This window comes from Mycobacterium sp. MMS18-G62 (assembly GCF_053877835.1).
Genome location: NZ_CM132662.1, coordinates 1 through 24,782, shown reverse-complemented (window position 1 = coordinate 24,782; position 24,782 = coordinate 1). Strand labels below are relative to the sequence as shown.

At 63.1% G+C, this 24,782-nt stretch carries 21 protein-coding genes and 3 rRNA genes; 21 read left to right on the top strand and 3 right to left on the bottom strand.

Features of this window, described 5'->3' with window-relative positions; all coding sequences use genetic code 11:
- The first annotated feature begins 3 nt into the window (after positions 1–3).
- A complete protein-coding gene (gene thrB / locus ACWW36_RS00120) occupies positions 4–948 on the top strand; it encodes a homoserine kinase (protein WP_456139605.1) in 945 nt (314 codons plus the stop codon).
- Between the two features lie 290 nt (positions 949–1,238).
- Complete coding sequence (gene rho / locus ACWW36_RS00115; RefSeq protein ID WP_456139604.1) at positions 1,239–3,134, top strand: transcription termination factor Rho; 1,896 nt, start codon at positions 1,239–1,241, stop codon at positions 3,132–3,134.
- Here rho and ACWW36_RS00110 read toward each other — a convergent pair.
- On the bottom strand, positions 3,131–3,736 hold the full coding sequence (locus ACWW36_RS00110) for a TetR/AcrR family transcriptional regulator (RefSeq protein WP_456139603.1): 606 nt from the start codon (positions 3,734–3,736) through the stop codon (positions 3,131–3,133). The two genes, rho and ACWW36_RS00110, sit on opposite strands and share 4 nt — an antisense overlap.
- Before the next feature lie 268 nt (positions 3,737–4,004).
- Between ACWW36_RS00110 and rpmE the strand changes: the two genes are divergently transcribed.
- From rpmE to ACWW36_RS00090, 4 genes are all read left to right on the top strand, one after another.
- Positions 4,005–4,241 (top strand): 50S ribosomal protein L31, encoded by a 237-nt coding sequence (rpmE, locus tag ACWW36_RS00105; RefSeq protein WP_456139602.1) that lies wholly within the window; start codon positions 4,005–4,007, stop codon positions 4,239–4,241.
- 75 nt (positions 4,242–4,316) lie between these two features.
- Complete coding sequence (gene prfA, locus ACWW36_RS00100; RefSeq protein WP_456139601.1) at positions 4,317–5,381, top strand: peptide chain release factor 1; 1,065 nt, start codon at positions 4,317–4,319, stop codon at positions 5,379–5,381.
- Entirely contained in the window at positions 5,378–6,217 is an 840-nt protein-coding gene (gene prmC / locus ACWW36_RS00095; protein ID WP_456139600.1) for a peptide chain release factor N(5)-glutamine methyltransferase, read from the top strand. Before prfA ends, prmC begins: the two co-directional genes overlap by 4 nt.
- Complete coding sequence (locus ACWW36_RS00090) at positions 6,214–6,867, top strand: L-threonylcarbamoyladenylate synthase (RefSeq protein ID WP_456139599.1); 654 nt, start codon at positions 6,214–6,216, stop codon at positions 6,865–6,867. The genes prmC and ACWW36_RS00090 overlap by 4 nt, the downstream gene beginning before the upstream one ends.
- On the opposite strand, the gene ACWW36_RS00085 is transcribed toward ACWW36_RS00090, so the two are convergent.
- Entirely contained in the window at positions 6,868–7,350 is a 483-nt protein-coding gene (locus ACWW36_RS00085; RefSeq protein ID WP_456139598.1) for a hypothetical protein, read from the bottom strand.
- A 116-nt stretch (positions 7,351–7,466) separates the two neighbouring features.
- Here ACWW36_RS00085 and ACWW36_RS00080 point away from each other — a divergent pair, with 116 nt between their 5' ends.
- From ACWW36_RS00080 to ACWW36_RS00030, 11 genes are all read left to right on the top strand, one after another.
- Positions 7,467–8,660 (top strand): glycosyltransferase family 4 protein, encoded by a 1,194-nt coding sequence (locus ACWW36_RS00080; protein ID WP_456139597.1) that lies wholly within the window; start codon positions 7,467–7,469, stop codon positions 8,658–8,660.
- Positions 8,661–8,897: 237 nt separating this feature from the next.
- Positions 8,898–9,344 carry an ATP synthase subunit I gene (locus tag ACWW36_RS00075; protein ID WP_456139596.1) on the top strand — a complete coding sequence of 149 codons (447 nt, stop codon included), beginning with the start codon at positions 8,898–8,900 and terminating at the stop codon, positions 9,342–9,344.
- Positions 9,341–10,096, top strand: a complete 756-nt coding sequence (atpB, locus tag ACWW36_RS00070; RefSeq protein ID WP_456139595.1) for a F0F1 ATP synthase subunit A — start codon at positions 9,341–9,343, stop codon at positions 10,094–10,096. Before ACWW36_RS00075 ends, atpB begins: the two co-directional genes overlap by 4 nt.
- 65 nt (positions 10,097–10,161) lie before the next feature.
- Complete coding sequence (locus ACWW36_RS00065) at positions 10,162–10,407, top strand: F0F1 ATP synthase subunit C (protein WP_456139594.1); 246 nt, start codon at positions 10,162–10,164, stop codon at positions 10,405–10,407.
- A gap of 9 nt (positions 10,408–10,416) precedes the next feature.
- Positions 10,417–10,926 carry a F0F1 ATP synthase subunit B gene (locus tag ACWW36_RS00060; RefSeq protein WP_456139593.1) on the top strand — a complete coding sequence of 170 codons (510 nt, stop codon included), beginning with the start codon at positions 10,417–10,419 and terminating at the stop codon, positions 10,924–10,926.
- A 4-nt stretch (positions 10,927–10,930) separates the two neighbouring features.
- Positions 10,931–12,268: a F0F1 ATP synthase subunit B/delta gene (locus tag ACWW36_RS00055; RefSeq protein ID WP_456139592.1), complete on the top strand. Its 1,338-nt coding sequence runs from the start codon at positions 10,931–10,933 to the stop codon at positions 12,266–12,268.
- A gap of 52 nt (positions 12,269–12,320) precedes the next feature.
- Positions 12,321–13,967, top strand: coding sequence for a F0F1 ATP synthase subunit alpha (gene atpA, locus ACWW36_RS00050; protein ID WP_456139591.1), 1,647 nt, complete (start codon positions 12,321–12,323; stop codon positions 13,965–13,967).
- Between the two features lie 5 nt (positions 13,968–13,972).
- Positions 13,973–14,896: a F0F1 ATP synthase subunit gamma gene (locus tag ACWW36_RS00045; RefSeq protein WP_456139590.1), complete on the top strand. Its 924-nt coding sequence runs from the start codon at positions 13,973–13,975 to the stop codon at positions 14,894–14,896.
- Positions 14,897–14,916: 20 nt separating this feature from the next.
- Positions 14,917–16,440: a F0F1 ATP synthase subunit beta gene (atpD, locus tag ACWW36_RS00040; RefSeq protein ID WP_456139589.1), complete on the top strand. Its 1,524-nt coding sequence runs from the start codon at positions 14,917–14,919 to the stop codon at positions 16,438–16,440.
- A 29-nt stretch (positions 16,441–16,469) separates the two neighbouring features.
- Entirely contained in the window at positions 16,470–16,835 is a 366-nt protein-coding gene (locus ACWW36_RS00035) for a F0F1 ATP synthase subunit epsilon (protein WP_456139588.1), read from the top strand.
- An 8-nt stretch (positions 16,836–16,843) separates the two neighbouring features.
- Positions 16,844–17,290: a DUF2550 domain-containing protein gene (locus tag ACWW36_RS00030; protein ID WP_456139587.1), complete on the top strand. Its 447-nt coding sequence runs from the start codon at positions 16,844–16,846 to the stop codon at positions 17,288–17,290.
- Here ACWW36_RS00030 and ACWW36_RS00025 read toward each other — a convergent pair.
- Positions 17,287–17,865: a cob(I)yrinic acid a,c-diamide adenosyltransferase gene (locus tag ACWW36_RS00025; RefSeq protein ID WP_456139586.1), complete on the bottom strand. Its 579-nt coding sequence runs from the start codon at positions 17,863–17,865 to the stop codon at positions 17,287–17,289. The two genes, ACWW36_RS00030 and ACWW36_RS00025, sit on opposite strands and share 4 nt — an antisense overlap.
- Positions 17,866–17,936: 71 nt before the next feature.
- On the opposite strand from ACWW36_RS00025, the gene murA reads away from it, so the two are divergent.
- From murA to rrf, 4 genes are all read left to right on the top strand, one after another.
- Positions 17,937–19,190, top strand: coding sequence for a UDP-N-acetylglucosamine 1-carboxyvinyltransferase (gene murA, locus ACWW36_RS00020; protein WP_456139585.1), 1,254 nt, complete (start codon positions 17,937–17,939; stop codon positions 19,188–19,190).
- A gap of 307 nt (positions 19,191–19,497) precedes the next feature.
- Positions 19,498–21,020: ribosomal RNA gene (locus tag ACWW36_RS00015) — 16S ribosomal RNA — on the top strand.
- Between the two features lie 401 nt (positions 21,021–21,421).
- Positions 21,422–24,551: ribosomal RNA gene (locus ACWW36_RS00010) — 23S ribosomal RNA — on the top strand.
- A gap of 108 nt (positions 24,552–24,659) precedes the next feature.
- A 5S ribosomal RNA gene (gene rrf, locus ACWW36_RS00005) occupies positions 24,660–24,774 on the top strand.
- The 16S, 23S and 5S rRNA genes sit together here, the layout of an rRNA operon.
- Positions 24,775–24,782: the final 8 nt, after the last annotated feature.

Genomic DNA, 24,782 nt, shown 5'->3' with positions numbered 1-24,782 from the left:
GACGTGACGCAGTCTCTGTCGGCCGGGCTGACGGCCACCGCCGTCGTCGCGGCCTCCAGCGCCAACCTGGGGCCCGGCTTCGACAGTCTTGGTCTCGCGCTGAGTCTGTACGACGAGATCGTCGTCGAGACAACCGAATCGGGTCTCACGGTCGAAGTGGAGGGCGAAGGCGCCGGCCAGGTTCCGCTGGATGCCTCGCACCTCGTCGTGCGGGCGATCGAGCATGGATTACAGGCGACGGGCTTCTCCGCACCGGGCCTGGTTGTCCGCTGCCGCAACGCGATTCCCCATTCTCGTGGACTGGGTTCATCGGCCGCGGCGGTCGTCGGCGGACTCGCTGTGGTGAACGGTCTTGTGGTACAAGCGGGTTCAAAGCCTCTTACAGAAGTCGAACTGATCCAACTGTCGTCGGAGTTCGAGGGGCATCCTGACAACGCGTCCGCGGCCGTGCTCGGCGGGGCAGTGGTGTCGTGGACCGAGCATGAAGGTGTGCTGCCGCGCTACGCGGCGGTACCTCTGCGGCTGCATCCTGACATCCACCTGTTCCCGGCTATCCCCGAGGAGCGGTCGTCGACCGCCGAAACCCGCGTGCTGCTGCCCGAGCAGGTCAGCCACACCGACGCGCGGTTCAACCTCAGCCGGGCGGCCCTGCTCGTCGTCGCACTGACCGAGCGGCCCGATCTGCTCATGGAAGCGACGGAGGACGTCCTGCATCAGCCGCAGCGGGCCAGTGCCATGCCGGCATCGGCGGAATACCTGCGGATACTCCGGCGTTGTGGTGTTGCGGCGGTGTTATCCGGGGCAGGTCCTGCGGTCATCGCGTTGAGCACTCAGCCAGAACTGCCCGCAGAAGCCCTGGAGTACGGCGCCGCCAATGGGTTCACCGTCAGCAAGATGACCGTGGGCGACGGCGTCCGGTGGACGTCGGGCGTAGCCATTCGGAGTTGACTACCCAGCGCTGACGCCGGGTAACAGGAGTCACACGCGAATCATGGTGTTTCTTGCTTCCAGCACCGAAGCGGGCTATTCTCGCTCTCGTCCGGCAATCGCAGCGTCTCAGCCTGCGCCGACACTAGGACGATCACCAATTCCTCTTGTGGATGACGGTTCGCCGTACACCGGCGACACCCTGCGATCACCGTTGCAGAGGCAATGGTGGGACCTCTGCATTCAGTGCATTTGCTGAATGCAACGGAACCCTCGCGTGAGTCGATCAGCGGGGGACAGAAAGGAAATCCGTGACTGAAACGGACCTCATCACGGCTGGCGGCAGCAACGAAAACAACGTTGAGCTGCCGGAAACCGTGAATACAGATACTTCAACTCCCGCGGCTCCCGCGGACGCGCCGGTTGCGACGCCCACCGCGGAGACCGCGCCGACGGCCGATGTCGCCTCCGGCGATCGCGCCGCGTCGCTTTCGACCATGGTGCTGCCCGAGCTGCGCGCTCTTGCCAAGGAGATCGGCGTCGAAGGCGCCTCGGGCATGCGTAAAAGCGAACTCGTCGCCGCCATCAAAGAGCGCCGCGGCGAGTCCAATGGGAAGCCACGGGCGGAGGCCGCCGCCGACAACGGCACCACTGACGCAGCCGACACCGCGACCGAGACCGGCACCGAAGACCAGGGCTCAGGCGACGCGAACGACCAGCAGCGGACACAACAGCGCCGCGAGCGCCGCACCGCATCTCGTGGGACCGGCGCGCCCGGCGGCGGCGAGCAGACCAAAGAGCAGGACAAGCAGGACGCCGGCCGGCAGAACAAGGCCGACACCGACGGCGACCAGGCCAAGTCCGAGAAGTCGGACACCAAGACCGACAGCGGCGAGCAGCAAGGCGATCAGGGCGGCCAGAACCGCGGCGGCAACGCCGATGACGACGGCGAGGGCCGCGGAGGCCGTCGGGGCCGCCGCTTCCGTGACCGTCGGCGCCGCGAGCGTGGCGGTGAGGGCGGCGGTGGCGGCGACCGCGACACCGAGCTGCGCGAGGACGACGTCGTCCAGCCCGTCGCGGGCATCCTCGACGTGCTCGACAACTACGCGTTCGTCCGGACCTCCGGCTACCTGGCCGGCCCCAACGACGTCTACGTCTCGATGAACATGGTGCGCAAGAACGGCCTGCGCCGCGGTGATGCGATCACCGGCGCGGTGCGTGTGCCGAAGGACGGCGAGCAGCCCAACCAGCGGCAGAAGTTCAACCCGCTGGTGCGCATCGACACCATCAACGGCAAGCCGGTCGACGACGCCAAGAAGCGTCCGGACTTCACCAAGCTCACCCCGCTGTATCCGAACCAGCGGCTGCGCCTGGAGACCACGCCCGATCGCCTGACCACCCGCGTGATCGACCTGATCATGCCGATCGGCAAGGGCCAGCGTGCCCTGATCGTGTCACCACCCAAGGCGGGTAAGACCACGATCCTGCAGGACATCGCGAACGCGATCACGAAGAACAACCCGGAATGCCACCTGATGGTGGTGCTCGTCGACGAGCGTCCGGAAGAGGTCACCGACATGCAGCGCTCGGTGAAGGGAGAGGTCATCGCCTCGACCTTCGACCGGCCGCCGTCAGACCACACCCAGGCCGCAGAGCTCGCGATCGAGCGGGCCAAGCGCCTCGTCGAGCAGGGCAAGGACGTCGTCGTGCTGCTCGACTCGATCACCCGGCTGGGCCGCGCGTACAACAACGCGTCGCCAGCGTCGGGCCGAATCCTGTCCGGTGGCGTCGACTCGACCGCGCTGTACCCGCCGAAGCGGTTCCTCGGCGCGGCCCGCAACATCGAAGACGGCGGCTCGCTGACCATCATCGCCACGGCGATGGTGGAGACCGGTTCGACCGGTGACACCGTCATCTTCGAGGAGTTCAAGGGCACCGGCAACGCCGAGCTCAAGCTCGACCGCAAGATCGCTGAGCGGCGCGTCTTCCCGGCTGTCGACGTCAACCCGTCGGGCACCCGTAAGGACGAGCTGCTGCTCTCGACGGACGAGTTCGCCGTCGTGCACAAGCTGCGCCGGGTGCTGAGTGGTCTTGATCCGCATCAGGCCATCGACCTGCTGATGAGCCAGCTGCGCAAGACCAAGACCAACTACGAGTTCCTGGTGCAGGTCTCCAAGACCGCTCCGGGCAACATGGACTCCGACTAAACCGTCGGATCCGCCTTCAAGCTGGGCATCACGTAGCGCCGCATGTAGGCCGCGACCGCGTCGGCATCAGCCGGGTCGAGCGTGTCGCCGGGCACGGTGGTAAGCGAAAGCACCACGCGCGCAATCCATTCCGACGCTTCGGCGATGTCGGTGTCGGGATGGATCTCGCCGCGGTCGCGGGAAGCGATCAGATAGCGCGACCAGAAGTCGGCCAAGTCGGGCACCAGGCCCTGCACGCCGGCCCCGGCACACGCCGCGAATTCGTCGGGCTCTTCCATCCGCAGCTTCATCAGCAGTGCCCCTGGGTCGTCGTAGGCGGTGCGACCATGGCGGATACCTGCGGCGATCTGGCGATCCAAGCCTTCGAACTGCTCGAGCATCGCGTGGGCTTCCGACCAGTACGTGTCGTTGAGACGCACGATCGCCGCGCCGAGCAGCGTGACCTTGTCGGGGAAGTGGCGATACAGCCAACCTCGCGATACGCCCGCGACCTCGGCGATTTCTGAGACCGTCGTCGCGCGAATCCCCTTGGCGCGCATGCATACTTCGGCCGCATCGATCAAGCGATCGCGGACGTTCTTGGTGGCGGTGCTGCTCGTCACCAGGGCATTGTGCCACGGTAGACACATCTGCCGATGTGTTCAGCGACCCAACCGCCGCGCGAACGTGGGTTACCAACACGCTTCTGGCGGTGACGGCGTGACGGTAACCCACGTTCGCGCGTCGACGCAGGAATAGCCGTACCCGTCGACGCGTTTAGGCTGCTGGCGGTTGAACTGGCATAATGGACCGCTGACCCTCGGTTCCGGTTCACGCCGACACCTCCAGATCCTGGAGGGGCGACCCGGAGCCACGATTGAAGAGGAAACCATGAAATCGGGCATTCACCCTGACTATGTCGAGACCACGGTCCATTGCGGCTGCGGTAACTCGTTCACCACGCGCAGCACCAAGAAGAGTGGCCAGATCCACGTCGAGGTCTGCTCGCAGTGCCACCCGTTCTACACCGGCAAGCAGAAGATTCTCGACAGCGGCGGCCGTGTGGCCCGCTTCGAGAAGCGCTATGGCAAGCGCAAGGCTGCTGAGAAAAGCACCGACGACAAATAGCTGCCTATCCGGCGCCCGATCTGTCGCATCTAGCGCAGGCCGGGCGTCGGTTTGCGTTCGGGGAAGGAGGTTGAGATGGCAGACATGATCGATGCGCTGTTGGCCGAACATGCCGACCTCGAACGTCAGCTCTCCGACCCGAACCTGCACAGCGACGCGGGTAAGGCGCGCAAGGTCGGGCGTCGGTTTGCACAGCTGGCCCCGATCGTCTCGACCTATCGCAAGCTCGAAGCTGCCCGTGGCGACCTCGAGGCCGCCAAGGAACTAGCCAAGGACGACGAATCCTTCGCCGCCGAGGTTCCCGAGCTCGAGGCCACCGTCGAGCAGCTCGACACGCATCTGACCGACCTGCTTGCCCCTCGCGACCCACACGACCCCGACGACATTGTGCTCGAGGTGAAGTCGGGGGAGGGCGGTGAGGAGTCCGCCCTGTTCGCGGCCGACCTCGCACGCATGTACATGCGCTACGCCGAGCGGCACGGATGGACCGTCACGATGCTCGACGAGACGACGTCGGATCTCGGCGGCTACAAGGACGCGACGCTATCGATCCGAAGCAAGGGCGACTCCGCCGACGGCGTCTGGTCGCGGCTGAAGTTCGAAGGCGGCGTGCACCGCGTGCAGCGGGTGCCGGTCACCGAGTCGCAGGGCCGCGTGCACACGTCGGCCGCGGGCGTGTTGGTGTATCCCGAACCCGAAGAGGTCGAGGAAGTCCAGATCGACGAGTCCGATCTGCGCATCGACGTGTACCGGTCGTCGGGCAAGGGTGGCCAAGGCGTCAACACCACCGACTCCGCAGTGCGTATCACCCACCTGCCGACGGGCATCGTCGTCACCTGTCAGAACGAACGCTCGCAGTTGCAGAACAAGGCCCGCGCCCTGCAGGTGCTCGCCGCGCGGCTCCAAGCACTGGCCGAAGAACAGGCGCAGGCCGACGCCTCCGCCGACCGTGCCAGCCAGATCCGCACCGTCGACCGCAGCGAGCGCATCCGCACGTACAACTACCCCGAAAACCGGATCGCCGATCACCGGATCAACTTCAAGGCGCACAATCTCGACCAGGTCCTCGACGGCGACCTCGACGCGTTGTTCGACGCGCTGGCCGCCGCCGACAAGCAAGCCAGGCTGCAGCAGGCATGACGATGCGCCAGGTGATCGACGCCGCTGCGGTCGCGCTGGCCGAGGCGGGAGTCGGATCGCCGCGCACCGACGCCGAATTGCTCGCCGCCCACGCGGCCGGCACCGAGCGCGGCCGGCTGGTTCTTGCCGAAGCTGACCGTGAATTCCTCGTCTGCTACGACGACCTCGTGACCCGGCGTGCACGTCGCGTGCCGCTGCAACACCTCACCGGCACCGCGGCATTCGGCCCAGTAACGGTAGACGTCGGCCCTGGCGTGTTCATTCCGCGACCCGAAACCGAATCGCTGCTGGAATGGGCTGTGGCCCAACAACTCTCGCGAAAACCCGTAATTGTCGACCTGTGCACGGGTTCGGGTGCGCTTGCGCTCGCACTCTCCAAAACATGGCCCGACGCCCGCGTCGTCGCCGTCGACGACTCCGACGAGGCCCTTGTCTACGCCCGACGCAACGTTGCAGGAACGCCCGTCGAACTCGTCAAAGCCGACGTCACCCGGCCCGATCTGCTTCCCGAACTCGACGGTCAGGTGGATCTCGTGGTAGCCAATCCGCCTTACATTCCCGACGGGGCCGCGCTGGAACCCGAAGTGGCCGAACATGATCCGGCCCACGCCCTGTTCGGCGGCCCAGACGGAATGGCGGTCATCGACCGCATCGTCGAGCTTGCCGCACGCTGGTTGCGCAGCGGCGGCCGCTGCGCCGTCGAGCACGACGACACCACCTCAGAGGCCACTGTCGAAGCCTTCACGCAGGCAGGGCAATTCACAGACGTCACCGCCCGACACGACCTGACGGGCAGGCCGCGCTTCGTCACCGCGACCCGGATACTGACGTCATGACGCAGCTGTTCGACTGCTCCGACGCCGAGCAGCGGATGACCGGCATCGCCTCGGCGATCAGCGCACTCAAGGGCGGCAGCCTCGTCGTAATGCCGACCGACACCGTCTACGGGATCGGCGCCGACGCCTTCGACGGCGACGCCGTCGCCGCGCTGCTGTCCGCGAAGGGCCGGGGCCGCGACATGCCCGTCCCCGTGTTGGTCGGCTCCTGGCACACCATCGACGGCCTGGTGTACACGGTTCCCAACAGCGCGCGGGAACTCATCCGCGCGTTCTGGCCGGGCGCGCTGAGTCTCGTGGTGCGGCAGGCGCCGTCGTTGCAATGGGATCTCGGCGACGCGCACGGCACGGTCATGCTGCGCATGCCGAACCACCCCATCGCCATCGAACTCCTGCGCGACGTCGGTCCGATGGCGGTGTCGAGCGCCAACATCTCCGGGCGCCCCGCCGCCGTGACGGCTGAGGAGGCGCGGAATCAGCTCGGTGATCTCGTCGAGGTGTACCTCGACGCGGGTCCGTCCGAACAGCAGGCGGCGTCGACGATCGTCGACCTCACCGGCGCGCATCCGCGAGTGCTGCGCACCGGTCCCATCACGGTCGAATCCGTCGCGGAAGTGCTCGGCGTGGAGCCCGAGACGCTCACCGAGTGATCAATTCCGGACCCGCAGACCCAACAGGTGAAACACATAGTCGGGCGTCACACCGAACGACACCGACTGTGCCGGAAGGGCGGCGAGCACGTCGTCGGGAATGGCCGTTTTGAAATGCAGCGAGAGGCGTCCGTGAAACCGGGCGTCGATCTCGCCGGCGTCGATGTCCATCTGCACACCCGAGTCCGAAATCTCGACCTTCACGGGACCGTCGTCGACGGCGTCCCATCGCCGGTCGATGAGGGGACCGCCCAGCCGCGGAATCGTGGGCAACAGCGCGTAGAGGCGCTGGCGGCTAAACACCACCAACCCGATGTGACGGTTGACGCTCACGGCGGAAAACAAGCCCGGCGCCGAGCCGCTGAAGCGCTGGCGCACCCGAACCCGTTCGGCCACATGGATGATGCCCTCGGGCTCGAGCCGCATCCGCAGGGGCTGCGGCAACCGACCGATCCTGACGAATCTGGAAAAGAACGACGGCATGCGGGGACCGTACGCTTTCAATCGGCGAAGACCAGTAACCCTTTCCGCACGCGTCAGCATGTGTTGACGCGCCACGGAGGGGTGTCCTCTCAACCTTCTCAAGTACGGTTCATCGAATGGTGAGCGATCTGGCCAGCGGACTGCTCCCGCTCAACGAACGTGGCGCGGGCGTGCCGCTGCGCGAGCTCGCGCTCGTCGGCCTGACCGCGGCGATCATCACCTACTTCGCCACCGGCTGGGTCAGGGTGCTGGCCACCAAGCTGGGCGCCGTCGCCTACCCGCGTGAGCGCGACGTGCATCAGGAGCCGACGCCGCGAATGGGCGGTCTCGCCATGTACATCGGCGTCGTGGCCGCCGTACTTCTGGCCTCACAGCTTCCGGCGCTGACGCGGGGCTTCGTGTATTCGTCAGGCATGCCAGCCGTCGTCGTCGCCGGCGGACTCATCATGGCAATCGGTCTGATCGACGATCGCTGGGGGCTCGACGCGTTGACGAAGTTCGCCGGCCAGATCACCGCCGCCAGCGTGCTGGTCACCATGGGCGTGGCATGGAGCGTGCTCTACATCCCGATCGGCGGTGTCGGCACCATCGTCCTCGACCAGGTGTCCTCAATCCTGCTGACGCTTGCGCTTACGGTGGCGATCGTCAACGCGATGAACTTCGTCGACGGGCTCGACGGACTCGCGGCGGGGCTGGGCCTCATCACCGCGTCGGCCATATGCATCTTCTCCATCGGACTGCTGCACGACCACGGCGGCGACGTTTTGTTCTACCCGCCCGCCGTCATCTCCGTCGTCCTCGCAGGTGCATGTCTTGGCTTTCTGCCGCACAACTTTCACCGCGCCCGCATCTTCATGGGCGACTCGGGCTCGATGCTGATCGGACTGATGCTGGCCGCAGCATCCACCACGGCGGCCGGCCCGATCTCGCAGAACGCATACGGGGCGCGCGACGTGTTCGCCCTCCTGTCACCGTTCCTGTTGGTGGTTGCGGTGATGTTCGTGCCGATGCTCGACATGCTGCTGGCGGTGATTCGCCGCACCCGTGCGGGTGTGCATTTCTCGACTCCGGACAAGATGCACTTGCATCACCGGTTGCTGCAGATCGGTCACTCGCATCGCCGCGTGGTGCTGTTGATTTATTTGTGGGTGGGCATCGTCGCATTGGGCGCGGCGAGCACGATTTTCTTCGATCCTCGCTACACCGGAGCCGTCATGCTGGCAGCGATTGTGGTCGCGATCGTCGTCACGCTGATCCCGCTTCTGCGCCGCCGCGAGGACCAGCTCGAGGAAATGTACGACAAAAAGTAGTAGGCCCCCTTTTGGGGCGTTCACCATGTGTTAGGGTGCTGCTAGAGCCCGAAAAAACCTCGCGGGTTGCCGGCCTCCGGGCCTTCGGTTCACCGCCGATCGGCACGGAACAACGACCGACAAAGGGAGCTGCCCCTTGGGTGATTCCAGCGAGCCCGTCGCCCTCCGATACGCTCGTGGCGCGACTCACAGGATCATCGGGACAGCAACTCATGACCGCGGGATTGAGGTGAAGCAGTGACGACGCCAGCGCAAGACGCGCCGTTGGTGTTTCCGTCCGTTGCTTTCAGGCCATTGCGCCTGTTCGTGATCTGCGTGCTGCTCGCCGGATTGGCGACGCTGGCGGCCGGATTTCTTGGACACGTGATGGTCGGTGTGTTCTTCGGTGTTGGACTCGCGCTGGGTTTGCTCAACGCCCTGCTGGTGCAACGGTCGGTCGATGCGATCACAGCGGATGCGCATCCGCTCAAGCGCAAGATGGCCCTGAACTCCGCAACCCGCTTGATGGTCATGACGGTTATCGGGCTCACGATTGCGTTCATCTTCCGGCCGCAGGGGCTAGGGGTGGTGTTTGGCATGGCCCTGTTTCAGGTAGTGCTGGTGGTGTCCACCGCGCTGCCGGTCATGAAGAAACTGCGAGCAGGTGCAGCTGACGGACTCGAAGGAGAGGCCCCTAAGCAATGACCGAGAAGATCCTCGCCGAAGCCGCCATCGAGGTCGGTCACCACGAGACCGCCAAGTGGTTCGGCCTGACGGTCAACACCGACACCGTCTACGCCACCGCGATCGCCGCGGTGATCGTGCTCGGCCTGGCGTTTTACTTGCGTGCCAAGGTGACATCGACCGGTGTGCCCGGTGGGGTCCAGTTATTCTGGGAAGCCATCACGACTCAGCTGCGCAACCAGATCGAAACGGCGATCGGCATGAAGATCGCGCCGTTCGTGCTGCCACTCGCGGTGACGCTGTTCGTATTCATCTTGATCGCGAACTGGCTGTCCGTCTTGCCGGTGCAATACACGACCTCCGATGGCGGCACCCACGAGCTGCTGAAGCCGCCCGCCTCCGACATCAACTTCGTGCTGGCGCTCGCGCTCTTCGTGTTCATCTGCTACCACGCGGCCGGCGTGTGGCGCCGCGGCATCGTCGGACACCCGGTGAAGCTGCTCAAGGGTCACGTCGCATTCCTCGCGCCGATCAACCTCGTCGAAGAGTTGGCGAAGCCGATCTCGTTGTCGCTGCGACTCTTTGGCAACATCTTCGCCGGCGGCATCCTGGTCGCGCTGATCGCGCTGTTCCCGCCGTACATCATGTGGCTGCCGAACGCGATCTGGAAGAGCTTCGACTTGTTCGTCGGCGCGATCCAGGCCTTCATCTTCGCGCTGCTGACGATTTTGTACTTCAGCCAGTCGATGGAACTGGACGAGGATCACCACTAGCCGACCCGAACATGCAGGACCCACAACCTGGTAGGACCGCTACCAGTTATCAAGGAGGATAAGGAATGGATCCCACTATCGCTGCCGGCGCGCTCATCGGCGGTGGACTGATCATGGCCGGCGGTGCAATCGGCGCCGGTATAGGTGACGGTGTAGCGGGTAACGCGCTGATCGCGGGCATCGCTCGGCAGCCAGAGGCGCAGGGCCGGCTGTTCACACCGTTCTTCATCACGGTCGGTCTGGTCGAGGCGGCCTACTTCATCAACCTGGCATTCATGGCGCTGTTCGTGTTCGCCACCCCGGTGAAGTAGTCCACTTTCATGCCTGACCCGAACGTCGTCCTATTGGCGGCCGAGGAAGGCGGGGGAGGTAGCAACTTCCTCGTCCCCAACGGCACCTTCTTCGTCGTGCTCGCGATCTTCTTGATCGTGCTCGGCGTGATCGGCAAGTGGGTGGTACCGCCGATCTCCAAGGTGCTGAACGACCGCGAAGCGATGGTGAAGCAGACCGTCGACGACACCCGGAGGGCGGCCGACCAGTTCTCCGCTGCGGACGAGGACTACCAGGCGGAGATGAGCAAGGCCCGCGGGGAAGCCTCGGGCGTTCGCGACGGCGCGCGTGCCGAAGGTCGAAAGATCCTGGAGGACATGCGCGGCCGGGCGTCGGACGAAGTGGCTTCGACACTGCAGCAGGCCTCAGACCAGTTGAAGCGGCAGTCCGATGCCATCGAGTCTGACTTGCGTGCCTCGGTGGAGACGCTGTCGACAACCTTGGCCAGCCGCGTACTGGGCGTCGAGATCAACGCCGCCACAACGGCGTCGGGACGGTAACGATATGTCGACATTCATCGGTCAGCTCGTCGGTTTCGCGGTCATCGTGTTCATCATCTGGCGCTACGTCGTGCCGCCGGTCCGCAAGATGATGACCTCGCAGCAGGAAACCGTTCGCAAGCAACTCGAGGACAGCGCCGAGGCCAAGAAGCGTCTGGGCGAGGCCGAGAAGGCGCACGAGAAGGCCGTCGAACAAGCCAAGACCGAGGCCAAGCGGGTGACCGAAGAGGCCAAGGTAGACGCCGAGCGCATCGTGGAGCAGCTGCGCGCCCAGGCTGACGCCGAGGTCGAGCGGATCAAAGTCCAAGGCGCCCAGCAGGTTCAGCTACTGCGCGCGCAGTTGATCCGTCAGCTGCGTCAGGACCTCGGCAGCGAATCGGTCCGCCGCGCAGGCGAACTGGTGCGCGAACATGTTTCCGATCCCGATTCGCAGTCGGCGACCGTCGATCGGTTCCTCGACGAGCTCGACGCGATGGCACCGTCTGAAGCGGTGATCGAAGACCGGGCGACCGCGCGGCTTCGCTCGGCGAGCCGGCAATCATTGGCGGCATTGGTCAACAGCTTCGACGAGGCGACGGCCGACCTCAAGGCGAATCAATTGTCCACCGTGGCAGAGGATCTGGCCTCGGTCGCCAAGCTGCTGGCTCACGAGTCGATCCTGACGCGTCACCTGGCCGACCCTGCCGACGACCCGTCGGCCAAGATCGGCCTGCTGGAGACCCTGCTGGAGGACAAGGTCGGCGACACGGCGCTCGAGATCTTGAAGGCTGCAGTGTCGGGCCGCTGGTCGTCTGACGACAACCTCGTCGACGCCACCGAACACGTCGCGCGGTTGGCGCTGCTGGTGCGTGCAGAACGCGAAGACAAGGCCGGCGACGTGGAGGAGCAGCTGTTCCGCTTCAATCGCGTCCTCGATTCGCAACCGCAGCTCTCCACACTGCTGAGTGACTACACGGCCCCTGTCGAGGGCCGGCTCAGGCTCCTTCGTGACGTGCTCGAAAGCGGCTCCGGCGTGAACGCCACGACGGTGCAGCTGCTTTCGCAGACCGTCGAGTTGCTACGGGGCCAGCGTGCCGACGACGCCGTCCTCGACCTCGCCGAGCTTGCGGTTGCCCGCAGAGGCGAGGTGGTGGCTCACGTCAGCGCCGCGGCCGATTTGAGTGACGCGCAGCGGACGCGGCTGACCGAGGTGCTGACGCGCATCTACGGGCATCCGGTGTCCGTGCAGCTGCACGTCAATCCTGCGTTGCTCGGCGGCCTGTCCATCGCCGTCGGCGACGAGGTGATCGACGGCACGCTTTCGTCGAAACTGGCAGCCGCCGAAATCAAGCTGCCGGAATGACCAACCACACACGACAAGACCCCACACGGTAAGAGCAGGAAGACGAAAAGCCATGGCAGAGTTGACCATCTCCGCTGACGATATCCAGGGTGCGATCGAGGATTACGTCTCGAGTTTCACCGCAGACACTGCGCGCGAGGAGATCGGTACGGTCATCGACACCGGCGACGGTATCGCGCACGTCGAGGGCCTGCCCTCGGTTATGACCCAAGAGCTGCTGGAGTTCCCCGGCGGCGTGCTGGGTGTGGCGCTCAACCTCGACGAGCACAACGTCGGCGCCGTGATCCTGGGTGACTACGAGCAGATCCAAGAGGGCCAGCAGGTCAAGCGCACCGGTGAGGTGTTGTCGGTGCCGGTCGGCGACGCGTTCCTCGGCCGCGTGGTCAACCCGCTCGGCCAGCCGATCGACGGCAAGGGCGACATCGAGCCCGAAGCCCGCCGCGCGCTGGAGATTCAGGCTCCGTCCGTGGTGCAGCGCCAAGGCGTGAGCGAGCCGCTGCAGACCGGCATCAAGGCCATCGACTCGATGACCCCCATCGGTCGCGGCCAGCGCCAGCTGATCATCGGCGACCGCAAGACGGGCAAGACCGCGGTCTGCGTGGACACCATCCTCAACCAGCGCCAGAACTGGGAGTCCGGCGACGAGAAGAAGCAGGTCCGCTGCGTCTACGTCGCGATCGGTCAGAAGGGCACCACCATCGCCAGCGTCTACAACACGCTGGAGGAGGGCGGAGCGATGGATTACACGACCATCGTGGCCGCGCCCGCATCCGACTCCGCCGGCTTCAAATGGCTTGCGCCGTATACCGGTTCAGCCATCGCCCAGCACTGGATGTATGACGGCAAGCACGTGCTGATCGTGTTCGACGACCTGTCCAAGCAGGCCGAGGCCTACCGCGCCATCTCGCTGCTGCTGCGCCGGCCGCCGGGTCGCGAGGCCTACCCGGGCGACGTGTTCTACCTGCACTCGCGCCTGCTGGAGCGCTGCGCGAAACTGTCCGACGAGATGGGCGGCGGCTCGCTGACGGGTCTGCCGATCATCGAGACCAAGGCCAACGACATCTCGGCCTACATTCCGACCAACGTCATCTCCATCACCGACGGCCAGTGCTTCCTGGAGTCCGATCTGTTCAACCAGGGCGTGCGTCCGGCCATCAACGTCGGTGTCTCGGTGTCCCGCGTGGGTGGCGCCGCACAGATCAAGGCAATGAAAGAGGTGGCAGGAAGTCTCCGCCTTGACCTGTCCCAGTACCGCGAGCTGGAGTCGTTCGCTGCGTTCGCCTCCGACCTCGACGCCACGTCGAAGGCGCAGCTGGAACGCGGTGCCCGGCTGGTCGAGCTGCTCAAGCAGCCGCAGCATCAGCCACTTCCGGTGGAGGCGCAGGTCGTTTCGATTTTCCTTGGCACGCAAGGCCATCTGGACTCGGTTCCGGTTGAAGACGTTGGCCGCTTCGAGGCTGAATTCCTCGATCACCTCCGCGCGTCGGAGGAAGGGATCCTCAAGGAGATCCGCGAGTCCGGAAAGCTCGGCGACGAACTCAGCGAGAAACTCGAAGAGGCGATCAACCAGTTCAAGAAGGGCTTCGCTGCATCGGACGGCAGCTCGGTCGTCCCCGACGAGCATGTCGAAGCGCTCGATGAAGAAGACCTCGAGAAGGAAACGGTGAAGGTCCGTAAGCCCGCACCGAAGAAGAAGTAGTCGATATGGCGGCCACACTTCGTGAATTGCGGGGGCGCATCCGCTCCGCCGGTTCGATCAAGAAGATCACCAAGGCGCAGGAGCTGATCGCAACGTCGCGCATCGGCAGGGCGCAGAACCGCCTCCAGTCGGCGCGGCCGTACGCCTTCGAGATCACCTCGATGCTGACGAACCTGGGCAACGAGGCCGCCCTCGATCACCCACTGCTGGTTGAGCGCGAGAACCCCCAGCGGGTCGTCGTGTTGGTGGTGTCGTCGGATCGCGGCCTGTGCGGCGCGTACAACTCCAACGTGTTCCGGCGCGCCGAAGAGCTGTTCTCGCTGATCCGGCAGGAGGGCAAGACGCCGATCGTCTACGCCGTGGGGCGAAAGGCATTGAACTACTACAGTTTCCGCAATTGGAACATCACAGAGTCGTGGACCGGCTTCTCTGAGCAGCCGACATACGAGAACGCCCAGGACATCGCCTCGACGCTGGTCGACACCTTCATGGCGGGAGTCGACGACCAGGGTGATGATCCCGGCCCCGACGGTGTGCTCGGCGCAGACGAACTGCACATCGTCTACACGGAGTTCAAGTCGATGATGTCGCAGACCGCCGTCGCGCACCGTATTGCGCCGATGGTCGTCGAGTACGTCGAGGAAGACCTCGGTCCTCGGACCCTGTACTCGTTCGAGCCCGACGCCACAACGCTTTTCGACGCGCTGCTGCCGCGTTATCTGAGCACCCGGGTGTATGCCGCGCTGCTCGAAGCGGCGGCCTCCGAGCTGGCATCGCGCCAGCGCGCGATGAAGTCGGCCACCGACAACGCCGACGACCTCATCAAGGCTCTGACGTTGGAGGCCAACCGCGAGCGGCAGGCCCAGATCACCCAGGAAATCAGCGAAATCGTCGGCGGTGCTAACGCGCTGGCCGATGCCAGACGTTAGCCCGTTAGGAAGAAGAAGAGATGACTGCTACCGCCGAAAAGACAGACAACGCAAAGAAGAAGGACGCCAACGGTCGCGTGGTCCGGGTCACCGGCCCGGTGGTCGACGTCGAATTCCCGCGCGGTTCGGTGCCCGAGCTGTTCAACGCGTTGCATGCCGAGGTCACGTTCTCCGAGCTCGCCAAGACGCTGACGCTGGAGGTTGCGCAGCACCTCGGTGACAGCCTGGTGCGCTGCATCTCGCTTCAGCCGACCGACGGCCTGGTCCGCGGCGTGGATGTGGTGGACACCGGTGCGTCGATCTCGGTCCCGGTCGGGGACGGCGTCAAGGGCCACGTGTGGAACGCGCTCGGCGCCTGCCTGGACGACACGGAATACGGAAAAGACTTCGACCGCTGGCCGATTCACCGCAAGCCGCCGGCATTCGACGAGCTGGAACCGCGCACCGAGATGCTCGAGACCGGCCTGAAGGTCGTCGACCTGCTCACCCCGTACGTGCGCGGCGGCAAGATCGCGCTGTTCGGTGGCGCCGGCGTCGGCAAGACGGTTCTGATCCAGGAGATGATCAACCGTATCGCCCGCAACTTCGGTGGCACATCGGTTTTCGCGGGCGTGGGTGAGCGCACTCGCGAGGGCAACGACCTGTGGGTGGAGCTCGGCGAAGCCGACGTTCTCAAGGACACCGCCCTGGTGTTCGGCCAGATGGACGAGCCGCCCGGCACCCGTATGCGAGTCGCGCTGTCGGCGCTGACGATGGCGGAGTTCTTCCGCGACGAGCAGCAACAGGACGTGTTGTTGTTCATCGACAACATCTTCCGCTTCACCCAGGCCGGCTCTGAGGTGTCGACTCTGCTCGGTCGTATGCCCTCCGCTGTGGGTTACCAGCCGACACTGGCCGACGAGATGGGTGAGCTGCAGGAGCGCATCACCTCGACGCGTGGCCGGTCCATCACCTCGATGCAGGCCGTGTATGTGCCCGCCGACGACTACACCGACCCGGCGCCGGCCACCACGTTCGCCCACCTCGATGCGACCACGGAGCTCAGCCGTTCGGTGTTCTCCAAGGGCATCTTCCCGGCGGTGGATCCGCTGGCGTCGAGCTCGACGATCCTGGACCCGAGTGTTGTCGGTGACGAGCACTACCGCGTCGCGCAGGAAGTCATCCGAATCCTGCAGCGCTACAAGGATCTTCAGGACATCATCGCGATTCTCGGTATCGACGAGCTGTCCGAAGAGGACAAGCAGCTGGTGCAGCGCGCGCGTCGCATCGAGCGCTTCCTGTCGCAGAACATGATGGCCGCCGAGCAGTTCACCGGCCAGCCCGGTTCGACGGTTCCGGTCAAGGAGACCATCGAGGCATTCGACCGGCTGACCAAGGGCGAGTTCGACCACGTGCCCGAGCAGGCGTTCTTCCTGATCGGTGGTCTCGAAGACCTGGCCAAGAAGGCCGAGAGCTTCGGCGTGAAGCTGGAAGACGGCGGCCAGTCCAGCAAGAAGGACAACGGCTCCGACAAGAAGGACGAGGGCGAGAAGAAGGATGACTAGGCCCCGCCCGCACCGAAAGGTGATGTGAGATGGCCGAATTGAACATCGACATCGTCGCGGTCGACCGCAAGATCTGGTCGGGCGAGGGAACCTTTCTGTTCACCCGCACCACCTCGGGTGAAATCGGCATACTGCCGAACCACATTCCACTGGTGGCGCAGCTTGTCGATGACGCCATGGTGCGCGTCGAACGCGAAGGCGAAGACGACCTGCGGGTAGCGGTGGACGGAGGCTTTCTGTCCGTCACGGAGCAGGGTGTGACCGTGCTGGCCGAGAGTGCGGAATTCGAATCGGAGATCGACGAAGCCGCCGCACAGCAGGACGCCGAATCCGACGATGCCGCAACTGCCGCCAAGGGTCGAGCGAGGCTTCGCGCCCTGGGCAAGATCGATTAGGGCCGCCGATGAGCGCGTCCATGATGGTCATGGTCGCGCTGGTCGGTGTGCTGCTGGTCGTAGTCGTCGCCCTGTCCTACCGCCTGTGGAAGCTGAGGCAGGTCGGCGGCACGGCAGCCATCCTGCGTGACGTTCCTGCCGTCGGAGGGCACGGCTGGCGTCACGGCGTAATGCGTTACCGCGGAGGAGAAGCCGGCTTCTATCGGCTGTCGAGCCTGCGGTGGTGGCCCGACAGGACACTCAGCCGCCGTGGCTTGGAAATCGTGTCCCGCCGCGGACCTCGGGGCGACGAATTCGACATCATGACAGACGAAATCGTCATTCTGGAGCTGCGCGACACCAGCCCGGAGCGGCGACAAGGATATGAAGTCGCCCTTGACCGCGGCGCTCTGACGGCATTCTTGTCGTGGCTGGAATCGCGCCCGTCGCCCCGCGCGCGTCGCCGGACGTATTAATCCGTTGCCGGCCCGCCGGGTTGCCACAACACATCGCCGTCGGGATTGGCCACCCGCGACAGGATGAACAGCAGGTCCGACAGTCGGTTCAGATACTTGGCGGGCAAGACGCTGATTGCAGCTTCGTGCGTTTCCACCGCATGCCACGCCGAACGCTCCGCGCGGCGCGCTACGGTGCGCGCCACATGCAGCAGCGCCGACAGCGGCGTACCGCCCGGCAGCACAAACGAATTCAGCGCAGGCAACGGTTCGTTGAACTCGTCGCACCACGACTCCAGGCGGTCGATGTAGCTCTGCGTGATCCGCAGTGGTGGATGTTCGGGGTTCTCGACCACAGGAGTGGACAGGTCGGCACCCGCATCGAACAGATCGTTCTGGATCTGCCGCAGCACATTTCGGATTTGCTCGCCGGGGTCGCCCAACGCGATCGCGACGCCGATGGCCGCGTTTGTTTCGTCACAGTCGGCGTATGCCGCGAGCCGCGGGTCGTTCTTCGACACCCTGCTGAAATCGCTCAGACCCGTGGTCCCGTCATCCCCGGTCCGGGTGTATATGCGGGTCAGATGAACTGCCATACGCAAACCGTACTAGGCGGACCACACGCGGAAACTGACACTGCCCCGCGGCGCTGTTTACACTAACCGGCGTGAGCGAGCGATTCGTGGTGACCGGTGGAAACCGGTTATCAGGCGAAGTTGCTGTCGGGGGGGCCAAGAACAGCGTATTGAAGCTGATGGCGGCATCGCTGCTGGCTGAGGGCACCAGCACCATCACCAACTGCCCAGACATCCTTGATGTGCCGCTGATGGCGGAGGTCCTGAGGGGTCTGGGAGCCACGGTCGAGCTGGACGGCGACATCGTGCGGGTCACGTCGCCCGACGAACCCAAGTACGACGCTGATTTCGCCGCGGTACGGCAGTTCCGCGCCTCCGTGTGCGTGCTGGGTCCGCTGGTCGGCCGTTGCAAGCGGGCCAAGGTGGCGTTGCCGGGCGGCGATGCGATCGGTTCACGGCCGCTGGACATGCATCAGGCCGGTCTGCGGCAGCTCGGTGCGCGATGCAATATCGAGCACGGCTGCGTCGTCGCAGAGGCAGACCACTTGCGCGGCGCGGAGATTCAGCTCGAATTTCCGTCGGTGGGTGCCACCGAGAACATTCTGATGGCGGCCGTTGTCGCCGAAGGCGTGACGACGATTCACAACGCAGCGCGTGAACCTGACGTCGTTGACCTGTGCACGATGCTCAACCAGATGGGCGCCCAGATCACTGGCGCGGGCACGCCGACGATGACGATCACGGGCGTCGACCGGTTGCATCCGACTGAGCATCGCGTCATCGGTGACCGCATCGTGGCAGCCACCTGGGGCCTGGCCGCCGCGATGACCCGAGGGGACATCTCGGTGACCGGTGTGGATCCGCAGCATCTCCAGCTGGTACTGCACAAGCTGCACGATGCCGGCGCAACGGTCACGCAGACCGATGACGGATTCCGCGTGGTCCAGTACGAGCGGCCCAAGGCCGTCAACGTCGCGACGCTGCCGTTCCCTGGATTCCCGACAGATCTCCAACCGATGGCGATCGCCCTCGCGTCCATCGCCGACGGAACTTCGATGATCACCGAGAACGTATTCGAGGCTCGGTTCCGGTTCGTCGAGGAGATGGTCCGGCTTGGTGCCGACGCGCGGACCGACGGCCACCATGCGGTGGTGCGGGGAATCCCGCAGTTGTCCAGCGCGCCGGTGTGGTCGTCAGATATTCGGGCTGGGGCTGGATTGGTGCTGGCCGGCCTGGTCGCGGACGGTGACACCGAAGTTCACGACGTTTTCCACATCGACCGCGGCTATCCGCTGTTCGTCGAGAACCTGGTCAGCCTCGGCGCCGAAATAGAGCGAGTCGTCTAGATTCGGACGGCCTCGGGGCCAGTTTTGGGCTGGGCCGGAGAAGGCGTAGTCTTTAACGAGAAGCCAACGGCCCCAGGCCATTAGGACTGGAGGACGCGGTTTGACGTCTCTGTCCACGTGGAGTACAGTGGCAGGGTTGCCTGCAGCGCGGGTGTGTTGTTTGAGAACTCAATAGTGTGTTTGGTGGTTTTTGTTTGTTGTTGTTTTTGCCGCACTTCTTTTTCCCGTTTAGGGGTGTGGTTTGTTTTTTTGCCAGTTTGACTGGTTGCTTTGGTCAGATGTTTTCCTGATTGGCCTTTTTAGGTTTTGTTTGGAGAGTTTGATCCTGGCTCAGGACGAACGCTGGCGGCGTGCTTAACACATGCAAGTCGAACGGAAAGGCCCTTTCGGGGGTGCTCGAGTGGCGAACGGGTGAGTAACACGTGGGTGATCTGCCCTGCACTTTGGGATAAGCCTGGGAAACTGGGTCTAATACCGAATACACCTTGCTGGTTGCATGACTGGTGGGGGAAAGCTTTTGCGGTGTGGGATGGGCCCGCGGCCTATCAGCTTGTTGGTGGGGTGATGGCCTACCAAGGCGACGACGGGTAGCCGGCCTGAGAGGGTGTCCGGCCACACTGGGACTGAGATACGGCCCAGACTCCTACGGGAGGCAGCAGTGGGGAATATTGCACAATGGGCGCAAGCCTGATGCAGCGACGCCGCGTGAGGGATGACGGCCTTCGGGTTGTAAACCTCTTTCACTAGGGACGAAGCGCAAGTGACGGTACCTAGAGAAGAAGCACCGGCCAACTACGTGCCAGCAGCCGCGGTAATACGTAGGGTGCGAGCGTTGTCCGGAATTACTGGGCGTAAAGAGCTCGTAGGTGGTTTGTCGCGTTGTTCGTGAAAACTCACAGCTTAACTGTGGGCGTGCGGGCGATACGGGCAGACTGGAGTACTGCAGGGGAGACTGGAATTCCTGGTGTAGCGGTGGAATGCGCAGATATCAGGAGGAACACCGGTGGCGAAGGCGGGTCTCTGGGCAGTAACTGACGCTGAGGAGCGAAAGCGTGGGGAGCGAACAGGATTAGATACCCTGGTAGTCCACGCCGTAAACGGTGGGTACTAGGTGTGGGTTTCCTTCCTTGGGATCCGTGCCGTAGCTAACGCATTAAGTACCCCGCCTGGGGAGTACGGCCGCAAGGCTAAAACTCAAAGGAATTGACGGGGGCCCGCACAAGCGGCGGAGCATGTGGATTAATTCGATGCAACGCGAAGAACCTTACCTGGGTTTGACATGCACAGGACGTGCCTAGAGATAGGTATTCCCTTGTGGCCTGTGTGCAGGTGGTGCATGGCTGTCGTCAGCTCGTGTCGTGAGATGTTGGGTTAAGTCCCGCAACGAGCGCAACCCTTGTCTCATGTTGCCAGCACGTCATGGTGGGGACTCGTGAGAGACTGCCGGGGTCAACTCGGAGGAAGGTGGGGATGACGTCAAGTCATCATGCCCCTTATGTCCAGGGCTTCACACATGCTACAATGGCCGGTACAAAGGGCTGCGATGCCGTGAGGTGGAGCGAATCCTTTCAAAGCCGGTCTCAGTTCGGATCGGGGTCTGCAACTCGACCCCGTGAAGTCGGAGTCGCTAGTAATCGCAGATCAGCAACGCTGCGGTGAATACGTTCCCGGGCCTTGTACACACCGCCCGTCACGTCATGAAAGTCGGTAACACCCGAAGCCCGTGGCCTAACCCCTTGTGGGAGGGAGCGGTCGAAGGTGGGATCGGCGATTGGGACGAAGTCGTAACAAGGTAGCCGTACCGGAAGGTGCGGCTGGATCACCTCCTTTCTAAGGAGCACCACGAGACTTGAGCCCGCCCGCATCGTGTGGGGGTTCGGTGACTCAAGCGATTCGTTGGATGGCCTTTCGCCTGTAGTGGGTGGGGGTCTGGTGCACAACAAACAACTGACCGGTTCGGGAAGCCCTTCGGGGCGCCGGTCGAAAATGATTGCCAGGCACACTATTGGGCTTTGAGACAACAGGCCCGCTATCTCTTCGTCCCGAGTGGGAAACCGGAGATAGGGAGTGTTGTTGCCCCGAGTTTTGGTGGTGGGGTGTGGTGTTTGATTTGTGGATAGTGGTTGCGAGCATCTCGCAGTGAATTGCTGGCTCTCTTTTTTGGGGGGTTGGTGGTTTGTTGTGGGTGTTAATGCAATTTTCTTGTTTTTCCGAGAATGTAATTGTTTTGTGTGTAAGTGTTTAAGGGCGCATGGTGGATGCCTTGGCACTGGAAGCCGATGAAGGACGTGGGAGGCTGCGTTATGCCTCGGGGAGCTGTCAACCGAGCGTGGATCCGAGGATGTCCGAATGGGGAAACCCGGCGCGAGTGATGTCGTGTCACCCGGCACTGAATACATAGGTGTCGGGGGGGAACGCGGGGAAGTGAAACATCTCAGTACCCGTAGGAAGAGAAAACAAGTGTGATTCCGTGAGTAGTGGCGAGCGAAAGCGGAGGATGGCTAAACCGTGCATATGTGATACCCGGCGGGGGTTGTGTGTGCGGTGTTGTGGGGCGTTTCTTTCTCCGGTCCGCCGACCGGGGCGGAAGTGATAAACCGTTGGGTTAGTTGAAGTGGCCTGGGATGGTCTGTCCGTAGAGGGTGAGAGCCCCGTAGACGAAAACTCAACGGCTTTCGTGGAACGTTTTCCCCGAGTAGCAGCGGGCCCGTGGAATCTGCTGTGAATCTGCCGGGACCACCCGGTAAGCCTGAATACTTTCCAGTGACCGATAGCGGATTAGTACCGTGAGGGAATGGTGAAAAGTACCCCGGGAGGGGAGTGAAAGAGTACCTGAAACCGTGTGCCTACAATCCGTCAAAGCCCTCGCTTTGCGTGGGGTGATGGCGTGCCTTTTGAAGAATGAGCCTGCGAGTCAGGGACATGTCGCGAGGTTAACCCGGGTGGGGTAGCCGCAGCGAAAGCGAGTCTGAATAGGGCGTATCACGTCAATAGTGGCGTGTGTAGTGGTGTGTTCTGGACCCGAAGCGGAGTGATCTACCCATGGCCAGGGTGAAGCGCGGGTAAGACCGCGTGGAGGCCCGAACCCACTTAGGTTGAAGACTGAGGGGATGAGTTGTGGGTAGGGGTGAAAGGCCAATCAAACTCCGTGATAGCTGGTTCTCCCCGAAATGCATTTAGGTGCAGCGTTACATGTTTCTTACCGGAGGTAGAGCTACTGGATGGCCGATGGGCCCTACTAGGTTACTGACGTCAGCCAAACTCCGAATGCCGGTAAGTCAATAGTGTGGCAGTGAGACGGCGGGGGATAAGCTCCGTGCGTCGAGAGGGAAACAGCCCAGATCGCCGGCTAAGGCCCCTAAGCGTGTGCTAAGTGGAAAAGGATGTGCAGTCGCGAAGACAACCAGGAGGTTGGCTTAGAAGCAGCCACCCTTGAAAGAGTGCGTAATAGCTCACTGGTCAAGTGATTGTGCGCCGATAATGTAGCGGGGCTCAAGCACACCGCCGAAGCCGCGGCAACGTACTTGTACGTTGGGTAGGGGAGCGTCCTGCATCCGGTGAAGCCACGAAGTGATTCAGTGGTGGAGGGTGTGGGAGTGAGAATGCAGGCATGAGTAGCGATAAGGCAAGTGAGAACCTTGCCCGCCGGAAGACCAAGGGTTCCTGGGCCAGGCCAGTCCGCCCAGGGTGAGTCGGGACCTAAGGCGAGGCCGACAGGCGTAGTCGATGGACAACGGGTTGATATTCCCGTACCCGTGTGTGCGCGTCCCTGACGAAACAATCCTGCTAACCACCCAAAAGGTGACCGATCCGATCCTTCGGGAAACGACGGTCGCCGGCTGCGTGGGACCCGGGTTGGTAGTAGTCAAGCGATGGGGTGACGCAGGAAGGTAGCCGTACCAGTCAGTGGTAACACTGGGGCAAACCGGTAGGACGACATCTAGGCAAATCCGGATGTCACACAAGTCCGAGAGGTGATGCATAGCCGAGTGAGGCGAATTCGGTGATCCTATGCTGCCAAGAAAAGCCTCTAGCGAGCACACACACGGCCCGTACCCCAAACCAACACAGGTGGTCAGGTAGAGAATACCGAGGCGTACGAGTGAACTATGGTTAAGGAACTCGGCAAAATACCCCCGTAACTTCGGGAGAAGGGGGACCCACACGGTGTGACAGACCCTCGCGGTCTCGAGCACAAGTGGGTGGCACAAACCAGTGAGAAGCGACTGTTTACTAAAAACACAGGTCCGTGCGAAGTCGCAAGACGATGTATACGGACTGACGCCTGCCCGGTGCTGGAAGGTTAAGAGGACCCGTCAACCCCTTTCGGGGGGTGAAGCGGAGAATTTAAGCCCCAGTAAACGGCGGTGGTAACTATAACCATCCTAAGGTAGCGAAATTCCTTGTCGGGTAAGTTCCGACCTGCACGAATGGCGTAACGACTTCTCAACTGTCTCAACCATAGACTCGGCGAAATTGCATTACGAGTAAAGATGCTCGTTACGCGCGGCAGGACGAAAAGACCCCGGGACCTTCACTACAACTTGGTATTGGTGCTCGATACGGTTTGTGTAGGATAGGTGGGAGACTAAGAAGCAGCCACGCCAGTGGTTGTGGAGTCATTGTTGAAATACCACTCTGATCGTATTGGGCCTCTAACCTCGAACCGTCTATCCGGTTCAGGGACAGTGCCTGGCGGGTAGTTTAACTGGGGCGGTTGCCTCCTAAAATGTAACGGAGGCGCCCAAAGGTTCCCTCAACCTGGACGGCAATCAGGTGTTGAGTGTAAGTGCACAAGGGAGCTTGACTGCGAGACGAACATGTCAAGCAGGGACGAAAGTCGGGACTAGTGATCCGGCACCCCCGAGTGGAAGGGGTGTCGCTCAACGGATAAAAGGTACCCCGGGGATAACAGGCTGATCTTCCCCAAGAGTCCATATCGACGGGATGGTTTGGCACCTCGATGTCGGCTCGTCGCATCCTGGGGCTGGAGCAGGTCCCAAGGGTTGGGCTGTTCGCCCATTAAAGCGGCACGCGAGCTGGGTTTAGAACGTCGTGAGACAGTTCGGTCTCTATCCGCCGCGCGCGTCAGAAGCTTGAGGAAACCTGTCCCTAGTACGAGAGGACCGGGACGGACGAACCTCTGGTCCACCAGTTGTCCCACCAGGGGCACCGCTGGATAGCCACGTTCGGACAGGATAACCGCTGAAAGCATCTAAGCGGGAAACCCCCTCCAAGACCAGGCTTCTCACCCATCAAGTGGGATAAGGCCCCCCGCAGACCACGGGATCAATAGACCAGACCTACACACTTAGCAATAAGTTCAGGGAACTGGCACTAACCGGCCGAAAACTTACCCACAAACTCGCAACCACACCAAAAATCCACGCGCATCAAACCACTGCGCCCCACCACCAAATAACACCACCCACCACACACAGTGGGCACTTCAAAAAAAGTGAATAAAGTTACGGCGGTCAATAGCGGCAGGGAAACGCCCGGACCCATCCCGAACCCGGAAGCTAAGCCTGCCAGCGCCAATGATACTACCCAACCCGGGTGGAAAAGTAGGACACCGCCGAACACAAATTA

Coding starts and splice junctions, on each gene's coding strand:
- rpmE (WP_456139602.1), top strand. CDS start 4,005: ATGAAATCGGGCATTCACCCTGACTATGTCGAGACCACGGTCCATTGC.
- prfA (WP_456139601.1), top strand. CDS start 4,317: ATGGCAGACATGATCGATGCGCTGTTGGCCGAACATGCCGACCTCGAA.
- prmC (WP_456139600.1), top strand. CDS start 5,378: ATGACGATGCGCCAGGTGATCGACGCCGCTGCGGTCGCGCTGGCCGAG.
- ACWW36_RS00090 (WP_456139599.1), top strand. CDS start 6,214: ATGACGCAGCTGTTCGACTGCTCCGACGCCGAGCAGCGGATGACCGGC.
- ACWW36_RS00085 (WP_456139598.1), bottom strand. CDS start 7,350: ATGCCGTCGTTCTTTTCCAGATTCGTCAGGATCGGTCGGTTGCCGCAG.
- ACWW36_RS00080 (WP_456139597.1), top strand. CDS start 7,467: ATGGTGAGCGATCTGGCCAGCGGACTGCTCCCGCTCAACGAACGTGGC.
- atpB (WP_456139595.1), top strand. CDS start 9,341: ATGACCGAGAAGATCCTCGCCGAAGCCGCCATCGAGGTCGGTCACCAC.
- ACWW36_RS00065 (WP_456139594.1), top strand. CDS start 10,162: ATGGATCCCACTATCGCTGCCGGCGCGCTCATCGGCGGTGGACTGATC.
- ACWW36_RS00060 (WP_456139593.1), top strand. CDS start 10,417: ATGCCTGACCCGAACGTCGTCCTATTGGCGGCCGAGGAAGGCGGGGGA.
- ACWW36_RS00055 (WP_456139592.1), top strand. CDS start 10,931: ATGTCGACATTCATCGGTCAGCTCGTCGGTTTCGCGGTCATCGTGTTC.
- atpA (WP_456139591.1), top strand. CDS start 12,321: ATGGCAGAGTTGACCATCTCCGCTGACGATATCCAGGGTGCGATCGAG.
- ACWW36_RS00045 (WP_456139590.1), top strand. CDS start 13,973: ATGGCGGCCACACTTCGTGAATTGCGGGGGCGCATCCGCTCCGCCGGT.
- atpD (WP_456139589.1), top strand. CDS start 14,917: ATGACTGCTACCGCCGAAAAGACAGACAACGCAAAGAAGAAGGACGCC.
- ACWW36_RS00035 (WP_456139588.1), top strand. CDS start 16,470: ATGGCCGAATTGAACATCGACATCGTCGCGGTCGACCGCAAGATCTGG.
- ACWW36_RS00030 (WP_456139587.1), top strand. CDS start 16,844: ATGAGCGCGTCCATGATGGTCATGGTCGCGCTGGTCGGTGTGCTGCTG.
- ACWW36_RS00025 (WP_456139586.1), bottom strand. CDS start 17,865: ATGGCAGTTCATCTGACCCGCATATACACCCGGACCGGGGATGACGGG.